11 protein-coding genes are annotated in these 11,803 nt (G+C 68.0%); 4 read left to right on the top strand and 7 right to left on the bottom strand.

Annotated features, from left to right (window positions below):
• Nucleotides 1-501 (top strand): hypothetical protein, encoded by a 501-nt coding sequence (locus ACTWPB_RS08730; protein WP_446225176.1) that lies wholly within the window; start codon nucleotides 1-3, stop codon nucleotides 499-501.
• A 455-nt stretch (nucleotides 502-956) separates the two neighbouring features.
• Here ACTWPB_RS08730 and ACTWPB_RS08725 read toward each other — a convergent pair whose 3' ends face one another.
• The gene (locus tag ACTWPB_RS08725; RefSeq protein WP_446225175.1) at nucleotides 957-1,931 is read right to left on the bottom strand and encodes a hypothetical protein; all 975 of its coding nucleotides are present in this window, start codon (nucleotides 1,929-1,931) and stop codon (nucleotides 957-959) included.
• Between the two features lie 101 nt (nucleotides 1,932-2,032).
• Here ACTWPB_RS08725 and ACTWPB_RS08720 point away from each other — a divergent pair, with 101 nt between their 5' ends.
• Both ACTWPB_RS08720 and ACTWPB_RS08715 read left to right on the top strand, forming a co-directional pair.
• The gene (locus tag ACTWPB_RS08720) at nucleotides 2,033-2,641 is read left to right on the top strand and encodes a TetR/AcrR family transcriptional regulator (RefSeq protein WP_446225174.1); all 609 of its coding nucleotides are present in this window, start codon (nucleotides 2,033-2,035) and stop codon (nucleotides 2,639-2,641) included.
• A 109-nt stretch (nucleotides 2,642-2,750) separates the two neighbouring features.
• Entirely contained in the window at nucleotides 2,751-3,503 is a 753-nt protein-coding gene (locus tag ACTWPB_RS08715; RefSeq protein WP_446225173.1) for an LGFP repeat-containing protein, read from the top strand.
• An 86-nt stretch (nucleotides 3,504-3,589) separates the two neighbouring features.
• Here the strand turns inward: ACTWPB_RS08715 and ACTWPB_RS08710 are convergent, their stop codons facing one another.
• The 5 genes from ACTWPB_RS08710 to ACTWPB_RS08690 form a co-directional block, all read right to left on the bottom strand.
• Nucleotides 3,590-3,943, bottom strand: coding sequence for a YbjN domain-containing protein (locus ACTWPB_RS08710; RefSeq protein ID WP_446226266.1), 354 nt, complete (start codon nucleotides 3,941-3,943; stop codon nucleotides 3,590-3,592).
• Between the two features lie 77 nt (nucleotides 3,944-4,020).
• Nucleotides 4,021-4,839, bottom strand: coding sequence for an isoprenyl transferase (locus ACTWPB_RS08705; RefSeq protein WP_446225172.1), 819 nt, complete (start codon nucleotides 4,837-4,839; stop codon nucleotides 4,021-4,023).
• 171 nt (nucleotides 4,840-5,010) lie between these two features.
• Complete coding sequence (gene recO / locus ACTWPB_RS08700) at nucleotides 5,011-5,799, bottom strand: DNA repair protein RecO (RefSeq protein ID WP_446225171.1); 789 nt, start codon at nucleotides 5,797-5,799, stop codon at nucleotides 5,011-5,013.
• A 47-nt stretch (nucleotides 5,800-5,846) separates the two neighbouring features.
• Nucleotides 5,847-6,446 (bottom strand): TetR/AcrR family transcriptional regulator, encoded by a 600-nt coding sequence (locus tag ACTWPB_RS08695; RefSeq protein ID WP_446225170.1) that lies wholly within the window; start codon nucleotides 6,444-6,446, stop codon nucleotides 5,847-5,849.
• Nucleotides 6,433-7,299: an alpha/beta fold hydrolase gene (locus ACTWPB_RS08690; RefSeq protein WP_446225169.1), complete on the bottom strand. Its 867-nt coding sequence runs from the start codon at nucleotides 7,297-7,299 to the stop codon at nucleotides 6,433-6,435. The genes ACTWPB_RS08695 and ACTWPB_RS08690 overlap by 14 nt, the downstream gene beginning before the upstream one ends.
• A gap of 142 nt (nucleotides 7,300-7,441) precedes the next feature.
• Between ACTWPB_RS08690 and ACTWPB_RS08685 the strand changes: the two genes are divergently transcribed.
• Nucleotides 7,442-8,872 carry an amidase gene (locus tag ACTWPB_RS08685; protein ID WP_446225168.1) on the top strand — a complete coding sequence of 477 codons (1,431 nt, stop codon included), beginning with the start codon at nucleotides 7,442-7,444 and terminating at the stop codon, nucleotides 8,870-8,872.
• A gap of 73 nt (nucleotides 8,873-8,945) precedes the next feature.
• Here the strand turns inward: ACTWPB_RS08685 and ACTWPB_RS08680 are convergent, their stop codons facing one another.
• Nucleotides 8,946-11,792, bottom strand: a complete 2,847-nt coding sequence (locus ACTWPB_RS08680) for a hypothetical protein (protein WP_446225167.1) — start codon at nucleotides 11,790-11,792, stop codon at nucleotides 8,946-8,948.
• Nucleotides 11,793-11,803 lie beyond the last annotated feature (11 nt).

Raw genomic sequence — 11,803 nt, 5'->3', positions numbered from 1 at the left:
ATGATGACCGCACTCGCGGTGCTTGCCACCACGACTCTGACCGGGTGCGGCGCCTTCATCAACGAAGGTCCGACCAACCAGGAGATCAAGGACACCACGGGGCTGACCGTCGCCGAAGCGGGTCCGATTGTCGAGCACAATCTCGAACTCGTCTGGCCGCAACAGGTGAGCATCGAACGCGCCCCTCTGCCCTATTCTGGCGTCGGCTGTCGAACCAGCAACTCGATGATGTCGGAAGGGCCGCCGTGGCGGGTCCGCGTCACGATGGAGGAGGTGAACCCGTCCCAGGAGTTCATCGACCGTGCGATGGCCAACCTCGAAGCGATGACCACACAGGGATTCACACTCGAACCGAGCCAGCGGCCGGACGACGACCCGGCGAATCGGTTCTACCGCGATTCACACGGCTACACCGTCTCGTCGTCCCGCGACACCTCCGTTGGGCAGACAAAAGAAGTGCGGTTCTCGATGACCGCGACCTCACCTTGCGCGGCGGAGTAGGGCCCCGCGACATCCTTCTTCTTGCTCGCGGCGTCCGGGGGTGACCGCGCGTTGGATACCGTGCTCCGACAGCACATCGAGGCAGTACACACTGCGAAAGAGGTTGTTGCCAAGGCGATTGCACCCAACGAGGCGACCTCGATGTCACCGGCTGGCTGCTCTGGTTCCTCGATGCCCTGCACCGGTCCATCGACAACGCCGACAACACCATCGACGCAGCCCTCGCAAAAGCCCGCTTCTGGCGACCAGAAAATGGGCGATCATCACCAAGACCTCGCAAGCCTCGGCCCTGCGCGACATCAACGAACTGATCGACCTCGGAGTACTGCGTCGCTCCGACTCGAGCGGACGAAGCACTCCTTACGAGCTGATGGAAACCGCCGATACCGACCAGCAGTAGGCACAAAGATGCTCCGCACGAAAGGTGTTCGTGCGGAGCATCTTTGCGTGGACTGTCAGGCAGGTACGGCCGTCGGTTCCGGAGCTGCGGTAGGGGTGTCCGTCCGACGGGAGCGCAAGGCGCCGAGGCCGAGGAGAGCGACACCGCCCGCTGCCCAGGCGAGTAGGACGGTGAGCGGGGCGATGGCGCCCGCACCGTTGAAGTAGGCGACCGAGCGGAGCAGGGAGGCGGCGGCGCCGGGGGGAAGCAGCTGGCCGAGGGTGCCCCAGGGCTGGGGCAGGAGTTCGGGGGCCGAGGTGGCGGCGGAGAAGGGGTTGCCGACCAACAGCATGGTGAGGGCGCCGAGGCCGATTCCGGGGGGGCCGATGGCGGCGGCCAGGCCGACGATCGTCGCGGCGACGGCGAAGGAGGCGAGACCGGCGATGGCGGCCAGTTCGAGGTAGGTGCCGGGCAGGATCGAGAGCCAGGTGTGGAAGACCAGGGTGCTGAGGAGGCCGCCCGCGACGGCGAAGGTGGCCAGGCCGGCGAGGCGGGCGCCCAGGGAGGGGACCAGCAGGGTGAGCAGGACGCCGGCGGCGATACCGGACATGACGAGTGGGAGGACCATCGAACCGAAGCCTGCGCCGCGTGGGTCGTCGGGGTCGGTGGCGATCACGTCCTGGACTTGCGCGGTGGGCAGGCCGCTGAGCTGTTGGGCGACGGCGGTGAGTTGCTGGGCGACGGCCGGTGAGGCCGCGGAGGCGACCAGGACCTGCGGTGCGCCGTTGCCGGTGACGATGGCGCCGTAGATCTCGTTGTCGGCCAGTGCGGTTCGCGCCTGGGCGGCATCGGCGACGGTGGTGATCTCGAATGCCTCGGGATCGCGCTGCCGCAGTTGCTCGGCGACTTGGGCGGAGCCGGGACCCGCGACGGCGATCGGCAGGTCGCGCGGGGTCAGGTTGACGGTGGGCCAGGCGAAGGCGATCAGCATCAGGGCCTGGAACGCGGTGGCCGCGAGACCGAGAGCTACTGCTCGGCGGGTAATCGTCATGGCGGTTCTCCCTAAAGCGAATCCTCGTTCTTTTTGATGTTCCTACGGTGACACCGCCCACCTCGCTTGTCAAGAACGAACATTCGTTTTACTTTTGATCCATGCCCCGAGTCAGCGAAGAACACCTGGAACGCCGCAGACAGCAGATCCTCGACGCCGCGCAGCTGTGCTTCGCCCGTAGGGGGTTCCACGAGACCTCGATGCAGGATGTGTTCACCGAATCGCAGATGTCGGCGGGTGCGGTCTATCGGTATTTCGCCAGCAAGAACGAGATCATCGGCGCGCTCGTGAACCGCGCGATGGGGCCGTTACGCGAGCGGCTCGCCGAGATCATTCGCAGCGAGACTCCGCCTCCCCCAGCCGAAGTCATCCGGCTGCTGACGACCGAGATCGTCAAGCGCAGCGGACCAGAGGGGCCGCTGCGGCTCGCCCCGCAGGCGTGGGCGCTGGCCCTGGTCTCGACCGAGGCGGCCGTCCCGGTGTGCGCAGCCATCGCGTCGATGCGCGAGCTGTGGTTCGAGTACGCGGACCGGTTGCGTGAAACCGGCTGGCTGCCCCCCGGCACTGATTCCGACGCGATCGCCAAGACGATCATCGGGTTGGTTCCCGGGTTCATTCTGCAGCACCTGCTGCTCGGTGATGTCGAACCGGACGATTTCGCCCGCGGCCTCGAGGTGATGCTCCCGGGACCACCACATCACCCCAGGTGAGCAAGGCCACTGTTGCCACCGGCGCCCAACGGGTAGGTTCGGGTGCGGCACCGGAGGGGGTCCCGAGCGCCGGACATCGTTGAATACCGATCCGACCAGGGAGTTTTCAGTGACATTGCACCGTCGAACCCTTCGATCACGCGGCCTGGCCGCACTGGCAGCCGTGACCGTCGCGGCCCTGCTGCCCGCGGCCGTGGCAGGCACCGCGCAGGCCCGGATGATCGGCGGATTCGAAGTGGGCGGCGCGATCGAGGCCGAATACGACCAGGCGGGCGGCCCGGCGCTGGGCGAGCCCACCTCCCCGGAAGCCGACGCGGCGGCCGGTGGCAAGTACCAGACCTTCACCAACAACGCGGCCATCTACTGGCATCCCGACACCAACGCCAACACCGTCGCGGGCCAGATCCGCGACAAGTTCGCCGAGACGGGCAACGAGTCGGGCAAGCTCGGCTACCCGCTCACCCGCGAGCAGTCCACCCCGTCGGGCAGCGGCCGCTACAACCACTTCCAGAAGGGCTCGATCTACTGGTCCGTCGGCACCGGCGCGCACCAGATCAGCGGCCCGATCCTGGACAAGTGGGCTGCGCTGGGCTGGGAGTCGAGCCCGCTCGGCTTCCCGCTCACCGACGTGTCCGCGGCAGGCAAGGGCGACGGCCAGTTCACCATGTTCCCGACCGGCGCCATCTACTGGACGTCGAAGACCGGTGCGCACGCGGTATGGGGCAGCATCCAGGCCGACTGGATCCGCGCGGGGGGCGAAAACGGTCGCTACGGCTACCCCACCAGCGACGAATACGACTACCAGGGCGGCAAGGCCCAGGATTTCTCGGGCGGCAAGATCACCTGGAAGCCCGAGCGCTGAGACGGGTGGTGGCGGTGCTGATCACCGCCACCACCTCCGCTCGCATCGCGATCGACCTGTCATGCCGCGCACGTCCGAGAATTCTGTCAGGGTGCGAGAAGCCCCTGGCGAGCTCGGCTCGCGCCGGACAATGTCAACAGCAACATCGTGGTGAGGGCTCCGTCGTCGAGGCCTTCGGCAGGGAAGGTGTAGCGCAGGATGACATCGCCCAGTTGGCCACGGGCGATCAGCGTGACCGAACCGAACTGAATCTCGTTGTTACGTTCGGCGACGCGCTTGTGCAGGGCCGCCTTTAGCGGGCGGTCCCAGGCCAGAACGCTGGTGAGCGACAGCACGGTGAGGCCGGGGGCGAGGGTCACGGCGCGGATCGAGCACAGGGCGCCGTCGTATTCGAAGCCGAGCGAGCCGTCCGCGTCGACGCGAACGTCGATGTCCTGCATCTGCAGGCACGCACCGGTACGCGCCTGCAAGTCGATTTCGGGCGTGACCGTGGTATCCATGCCGGCTCCGTCGTCACTCATTTGGCGCCACCGAAGCGGCGATCGCGCTTGGCGTATTCCAGGCACGCGTCCCACAGGTTACGCCGGTCGAAGTCGGGGAAAAGCGTGTCCTGGTAGACGAATTCGGCGTAGGCGGCCTGCCAGATCAGGAAGTTCGAGCTGCGGAACTCGCCGGAGGGGCGAAGGAACAGGTCGACATCGGGCATGTCGGGTTCGTCGAGGTACTTCGCGACGGTGGCCTCGTCGACCTTCTCCGGGTCGATCTCACCCGCGGCCACCCGGCGCGCGATTTCCCTTGCGGCATCGGCGATTTCGGCACGGCCGCCGTAGTTGACGCACATGGTCAGCGTCATCACGTCGTTGTCGCGGGTGAGCTCTTCGGCCACCTCGAGTTCCTTGATCACACTGCGCCACAGGCGCGGCCGGCGCCCGGCCCAGCGCACCCGCACACCCATCTCGTGCATCTCGTCGCGGCGGCGGCGGATCACGTCGCGGTTGAAGCCCATCAGGAAGCGCACCTCGTCGGGGCTGCGCCGCCAGTTCTCGGTGGAGAAGGCGTAGGCCGAGAGCCACTTGACGCCGATCTCGATGCAGCCTTCGACGGAGTCCATGAGCACGGCCTCGCCGCGTTCGTGTCCGGCGGTGCGCGGCAGCCCACGCTCCTGGGCCCAGCGCCCGTTGCCGTCCATCACCAGCGCGACGTGGTTGGGCACGAGCTCGGGCGGGATCGCGGGCGGGCGCGCGCCGGAGGGATGCTGGGACGGCGGGCGCACGATGCGGGTGCCGTCCGGCTTGCTCGCGGGAGAAGAGTCACGACGCAGGATCACGGCATCCATCCTGCCTGATCGCCGGGTGCGGGCTGCACGGGCTCCGGGTTGACGGGTGGACCGGTCGTCACTGGAGCTACTCGCGGGCATCGCGCGCGGCGACCGGCCCGCGACGCTGGGCAGGCGATGAGCACGCGGGTGCCGTCGACGGAGACATCGACCGGCTTGCGCCGACCCTGATCAGCCGACCCGGCCGACAACATCGGCAGCGGACCGATCCGCGGTCGGGGATTCGATGCGGGATCGCTCGATCAGCGGCAGCGTGCGCAGCTGACGTTCCAGATGCCACTGCAGATGTGCGGCGACGAGACCGCTGGCCTGGCGGCGGACGTTGTCGGGGACGCTGTCGATGTAGGCCCACTCCCCCTTCAACAGGGCGACGAGCAGATCGAGCACCCCGGTGACAGGCGTGCTCGCGCCCGGTGGACGACAGTGCACACAGACCGCGCCGCCCGCTGCCACATGGAAGGCGCGATGCGGGCCAGGGGTGGCGCAGCGGGCGCATTCGTCGAGCGCGGGTGCCCAACCGGCAAAGCCCATGGCGCGCAACAGGTATGCGTCGAGGATCAGTTCGTGCGGGCGCTGCTTGGCGGCGATGGCGCGCAGGGCACCCGCGGTGAGGACGTGCAGCTTCGGGGCGGGTGCGCGTTCTTCGCCCGCGAGGCGTTCGGCGGTTTCGAGGATCGCGCACGCGGTGGTGTAGCGGCCGTAGTCGTCGATGATGTCGGCGGCGAACGCCTCCACGGTGATGACCTGGGTGACGATGTCGAGCGTGCGGCCCGGATGCAACTGCACGTCGATGTAGGAGAACGGCTCGAGCCGCGCCCCGAACTTCGACTTGGTGCGCCGCACCCCCTTCGCCACCGCCCTGACAAGCCCATGTTGCCTGGTCAAGAGCGTGACGATGCGATCGGCCTCGCCCAGCTTGTGCTGGCGAACCACTATCGCCTCATCCCGATACAACCGCACCTGGCCAGTCTTGCACGCGAGCCCGACACCGCGGTCACGGACACAGATCAGGACCGGAGCAGGCCGGTGATGAGCAGCAGCAGCGATTGCTGGGTTTCGATGCGGGCGCGTTCGGGGTCATCGGCATGGGCGACGATGAGCGAGGCTTCGGTGATGGCGCTGAGCAGTAGTTGCGCGAGGACCGGGACCGGGGCGACCGGGATCAGCTCCGCGTCGGTGGCGCGTTGCAGTTCGGCGGTGATGAGGCCGAGTCCATGGCGGGCCTCGAATTCGCGGAAAGCGGGCCAGCCGAGGACGGTCGGGGCGTCCATCAGCACGATGCGCACCATTTCCGGGCGGCCACAGAGCTCGAGGAAACACGCCAGGCCCGCGGTCATGCCACCGATGATGTCGGCGCGGTCGACGGCGGCGATGGCGCTCGCGATTTCCGCGGTGGCCTGGGTCTCGATCTGTTCGAGGACGGCGAGGAACAGACCGCGCTTGTCGCCGTAGTGGTGATGCAGGGCGCCGCGGGTGACACCGGCGGCGGCCACCAACTGCTCGGCCGACGTACCGGCGAAGCCGCGCTCGGCGAACAGGTCGCGGCCTGCCCGCTCGAGCGCGGCTCGGGTGGTACGGGAACGATCCTCCTGACTACGGCGCTGCATGCAGCAGAGTGAACTCCACGATCAGTTCGGTGAGCAACTCCGGCTGGTCCTCTGGGATGAAGGTGTAGGAATCGTCGACGGTGTGCAGGCTCGCCCGCGGTAGGTCGGCGACCAGCCGTTGCGCCAGCGCCATCGGGAACAGCTTGTCCTCGGTCGACCACACCACGAGCACCGGCACCTCGACCGAGCCGAACCGTTCGGCCGCGGCGATGGTGAATCGGTTGTCCACGGCGGCGGCGAAGCGGCGCAGGTCGTCGCGGATGGCGGCACTGCCCCGGGCGGGACCCAGGTAGGACTGCGCGATGTCTTGCGGCAGTTCGTGTTTGGTCACCCAACCGAAGCCGAGTGGCAGGCGCTGCGCGAATTTCCAGCGCATCGGTGCCAGCAGCGGACCGATCACACCGGGAATCTTCGCCACCTTCAGCAGACTCGAGAAGGGCCGGGGCGGGAACACTTCGTAGCAGTCGACGGCGGCCAGGACGACGCGGCCGATCCGTTCCGGTCGGCGGGTCATCAGGATCTGGGTGAGCGCGCCGCCGGTGTCATTGGCGACGAGGGTGACATCGGTGAGGTCGAGTGCGTCGAGGAACTCGGCGATCAGGTCCGCGATGCCGACGGGGCTGAGGTCGGCGTCGGGCATCGGAATGGTGTGGGATCCGAGTGGCCAGTCGGGCGTGAGGCAGCGGTGCCCGGCGGCGGCGAGGCCGGGCACCACCCCGCGCCAGATGTCGGCGTTGACGAGCAGTCCGTGGACGAACACGACCGGGGATCCGGTGCCGGTGTCGTGATAGCGGACGCGGCCGGACGACAGGGCGATCTCGTGCGCCGGGCCGAGTGCTGAGCTGATTCCCATGGGGTCCTCCCCTGGTCGGTTGCTGGGCACCTCCACTGTTACATACATACCGTATGTATGTCTATACCCACCCTAGGGGATGTGGACGGGTGACCAGTTACGCGTTACGGTCGAGCCAGGTACCAGCAGAGACGGAGCTCACATGTCCGCGCCCGACCACATCGCGCCGAATCCCTCGGCCGATCTCGGACTCACCGACCTGTCCGCGGCCATTGCCGAGGGCAGCATCTCCTCGGTCGCCGCCGTCGCCGACGCGCTGGACCGGATCGAGGCGTCACAGCCGACGCTCAACGCGTTCCGGGTCGTCCGCCGCGAGGCCGCGCTGCGGGAGGCGGCCGAGGCGGACGCGCGGTGGGCCGCGGGGGTGCGGCTGCCGCTGCTCGGCGTGCCGATCGCGGTCAAGGACGACACCGATATCAGCGGTGAGGTCACCGCGTTCGGGTGTGGTGGGGAGTTCGCGCCGAAGACCGCGGACGCGGAATCGGTACGGCGGTTGCGCGCGGCGGGTGCGGTGATCGTCGGCAAGGCCAATACCTGCGAACTGGGACAGTTGCCGTTCACCAGTGGTGACGCGTTCGGATACACCCGCAACCCGTGGGATCGCACGCGCACGCCGGGTGGGTCATCGGGTGGGTCGGCAGCGGCAGTCGCGGCCGGATTGGTCCCTGCCGCACTGGGTTCCGACGGTGCGGGGTCGGTGCGCATCCCGGCCTCGTGGACGAACCTGATCGGGATCAAGCCGCAGCGTGGGCGCATCTCCACCTGGCCGCTGGCGGAGTCGTTCAACGGACTCACCGTCAACGGCCCGCTCGCGCGCACCGTGCGTGACGCGGCGCTCCTGCTCGACATCGCCGCCGGGCCGCACGACGGCGACCGGCACAAGCCCGCGCCGATCGATGCGAGCGCGGCCGTCGGGCGCGACCCCGGCAGGCTCAGAATCGCTCTGTCCCTGAACATTCCGTACACCGCGACCAAGACCGCGCTCGATCCGCAGATCGCGGCGGCGGTGCACGCGCTGGCCGGCACGCTGCGCACCCTCGGCCATACCGTCACCGTGACAAACCTGCACTACGGGTTGATGATCGGCGCATCCTTCCTTCCGCGCTCGCTGGCGGGGATCAGCCGCGTGCTCCGGGATATGCCCGGGGCCGTTGTCGATCCACGGACCACCGTCAATTCGCGCATCGGCCGAGTCCTCAGCGGGCCCGCACTCACCGCGGCACGACTCGCGGAACCCTTGCTGCACAGGCGAGTCGGTTTGTTCTTCGACGACTACGACCTCGTGCTGGCGCCGACAACGGCGACTCCTCCCCCGCAGGTGGAAGAGATCGATGACATCGGCGTCGGCGCGACCAACAACCTGATCACCGCCGCGTGCCCGTACACGTGGCCGTGGAACGTGCTCGGCTGGCCGAGTGTGAACGTACCGGCGGGCTTCACCGAATCCGGTCTGCCGATCGGCGCGCAACTGATGGGCACCGCCGACAGTGAACCACTGCTGATTTCTCTTGCGGCCCAACTGGAATCGGAACTGCACTGGGAACGTCACCGCCCCGAGCGGTGGTGGTGGTGATCCACAGGGCGCTTTCGAGCGACTCGAACAGCACGAATCCGCTACGCGGTAGGTAATTTGCGGAGCACGAGCCCTACCGGGCAGGTTCGGTCCACCCTTCCAGATCGCTCTTCGTGCCCGACGGACAGCCGTCCTGACCGGCCTGCCGGGGAAACATCATCAGGCAGCGCTGCGGACCCGATCCGCCGACCGCGGTGGTGACCAGGACCGCGATCGACGAGCCATCGGCGACGCGACTGGTCGAGAAGCCGAGCGTGCCGGTGACGCCGCGATAGTCGGACTCGCGCAGCTGGACCGCGATGGCGGTTCGGTTCGGCGGGAGGTCGGCGAGGACACCACGGCTGTTGCGTACAGCCTGGAGGAACAGGCCGCTCACGTCGAAGGCCAGACCGGTGCGGTCGCCCGCCCAGCTGGGCTGGTAATCGGTGAGGTCGGGGTAGCCACGGAGTTCTTCGATCAATCCGGCCAGTTCGGTGCACAGCTGTTCGTGTTCGAACGGCACCGGCTGGTCGCCCAGTTTGCCGATGCCACTGACGCAATCGGCGCCGCCGAGCATGACCGGCGAAGCCTTGGACACGTAGCGCACGGTGAGGTTGGCGGGAAGTGCAGCGGTGGCCTTCGGATCGGTGATCAGTCTGGTCACCGCGTCATTGCCGAGGATCGCCGGGCCCGCGCCGCTGATGCAGCCGCGGCTCACCGATTTGGCGAAGGTCGGGAAGTCGTCGTTGCGGCCCGCGAAGAACAGCAGGGTGCGACGGTCGAATCCGGCGGTCTCACACGGCGCGGGGAAACGGTAGAGCTGCTGCTGTTCACGCCAGCTCATACTCTGTTGTGCCACACCGCGTTTGGTGAGTTCTTTCTGCACATCCTCGACCAAGGTGGTCACGTACAGGTCACCGGCGGCCTCGGGGTGATAGATCGCCACCTTGTCGTAGCGGGGTGCGCCGTTGAGATCTCGGGCACCCTGCACATAGTCCGCGACGAGGCGAGCCTGCACGCTATTGCTCGGTGCCGCTTGGAAATACAGCGGCGATGCCTGTTCCAGACCATCGGCGGACAGTGTCGTGGCCACCGCGGGAACGCCGAGTTCGCCGAGCCGGGTGATGGCCCTGCGGGTTTCGTCGTTGCTGCGATCGATCCCGACGACACCGAGCACGCTGGGGTCATCGGCCACGAGCTGCCGCAACGGATTGTCGACCACCCAACCGGCGTGGCGCATATCGGAACCGCCATTGGCGACGATGACGCGCAGCAAGGGTTCCGATTCGTCGGAGGCCAGCAACGCGCGACGTTGCTGCACCGCCAGACCGGCGAGTTCCTCGACCTGGGCGTGCGGGTAGCGCACATTGGTGTCGACATAGCTGAGGCCGGCGAAATACACCAGCGAGACCAACGGCCGGTTCGGGTTGCTCGCGCGCGCGTCGGCCGCGGCGACGTTGAGCCGGAACACTTCTCGCTGCATCGCCGATAGCTCGGGGTCATCGGCGAAGGTCTGGCGGGGGTTGTCGCTGTAGCCGACGCATTCGCCGTCACGCAGACTCACCGAGACACCGCCGGTCCACGGCCAGTGCGAACATTCGGCACCACGCAGCGGCGGAAAGTAGACCAGCGTCGCGCCCACGGCGAGCACGATCGGGATCAGCACACACAGACCGACGAACCAGCTGCGTGCGGCGAGCGGCGGCGCGGGCGGCAGTGCGAGACCACGGAATCGGGCATCGCTGACGCGCGGTGCGGTGTCGGGCGGCAGGATCGCGCGCAACGGCAGGAACCACGCGTCGGCCTGGCGATGAGTGCGGCGGTTGTCGATCTCGCGCACCCACTCCTGCAGCGGATCGGGCGGCTGCGGGGTTGGGGCGTCGGCAAGACTTTCCAGGGTGCGCAGCGGGCGAAGATCGCTGATGTGCGAGAGCTCGCCGACCTCGCGGCTTGGCCCTTCCGCACGCAACGCCACGACCACCAGCGGATCGAAAAGTCCGGTCTCGTTACGGATTTCGTTGATCCAGGTGAGGATGCGCGCACCGTCGCTGCCCTCGGCCAGACCACCGAGCAGCGCGACCGGATACGCGGTGCGCCGCCAGCTCGACGGGCGCCAGATCCGGCGCCGGTAGGCGTCGCGCAGGTCCTCGAGAAACGCGTGCACGAGGAGCTTGGCGACCTGCTCCTCGTTCTCGTCGACCCGGTGCGAAGCCGTGAGCCGGGAGGCGAAACCCAGGAAACTGCCCGACAATTCGGGTGCCAGGTAGCGCTGGTGCAGGAACCACCGCGTCACCTTCGACATACCGGGTATGCGCCCGGACACCCACAGCCACAACCGCAGCACCGGCCACAAGGCCAGTACACCGAAGACCACGCGCGAAATCGTGTCGCCCGCAACGCCTTCGGCGGTATCGGAACGGCTCGTCGGCGTGCCGCTGCGCAGCAGTTTGGGCAGCCTGCGGCGCAGTTCGTCGGGCGCCTCGGATTCGTCGGAGGTCACCCGCTGGCGGGTCAGCCAGTCGGCGGTGCGGTAGCGCGGGAACTTGATCGCGCCCATCGCGGTGTCGTCGGCGGCGAAACCCGCCACCAGGTGCCCGACGATCGGGAGGCAGTGGCCGGGGATCTCCTGATCGTTGGCGTGCGGGCCCGCGTCGATCGCGTTGAGATCGGGGGTGAGCTGAGTGCGCGGCAGGTCCGGCGCGCGCAGGTCGATCTTGACGCGCGGCGTCGCCCGCCTGCCACCGGATTCACTGAGCCAGCTGTAGATTTCGCCGACCAGTGCCGTATGCCCGGCGACGCCGACCACTTCGACGATCGGACGCGGCAGCGCGCGCCGCCCGTGTACCAGTGTGCGCAGCACGCGCGGGCGGGCGTCGGGAATCTCGAGCGCCCGCAGCAGCTCCAGCAGCTTGCCGACATCATTGGCATCGGGCACTTCCACGGCCTCCCCGG

The organism is Nocardia sp. IBHARD005 (assembly GCF_052814245.1).
Note: the sequence above shows the minus strand (reverse complement) of the source record. Positions and strands in the feature narration are given on the sequence as shown.

Excerpts from the sequence above, each read along its gene's own strand:
- ACTWPB_RS08730 (WP_446225176.1), top strand. The coding sequence starts at position 1 with ATGATGACCGCACTCGCGGTGCTTGCCACCACGACTCTGACCGGGTGC.
- ACTWPB_RS08725 (WP_446225175.1), bottom strand. The coding sequence starts at position 1,931 with ATGACGATTACCCGCCGAGCAGTAGCTCTCGGTCTCGCGGCCACCGCG.
- ACTWPB_RS08720 (WP_446225174.1), top strand. The coding sequence starts at position 2,033 with ATGCCCCGAGTCAGCGAAGAACACCTGGAACGCCGCAGACAGCAGATC.
- ACTWPB_RS08710 (WP_446226266.1), bottom strand. The coding sequence starts at position 3,943 with ATGCAGGACATCGACGTTCGCGTCGACGCGGACGGCTCGCTCGGCTTC.
- ACTWPB_RS08705 (WP_446225172.1), bottom strand. The coding sequence starts at position 4,839 with ATGGATGCCGTGATCCTGCGTCGTGACTCTTCTCCCGCGAGCAAGCCG.
- ACTWPB_RS08695 (WP_446225170.1), bottom strand. The coding sequence starts at position 6,446 with ATGCAGCGCCGTAGTCAGGAGGATCGTTCCCGTACCACCCGAGCCGCG.
- ACTWPB_RS08690 (WP_446225169.1), bottom strand. The coding sequence starts at position 7,299 with ATGGGAATCAGCTCAGCACTCGGCCCGGCGCACGAGATCGCCCTGTCG.
- ACTWPB_RS08685 (WP_446225168.1), top strand. The coding sequence starts at position 7,442 with ATGTCCGCGCCCGACCACATCGCGCCGAATCCCTCGGCCGATCTCGGA.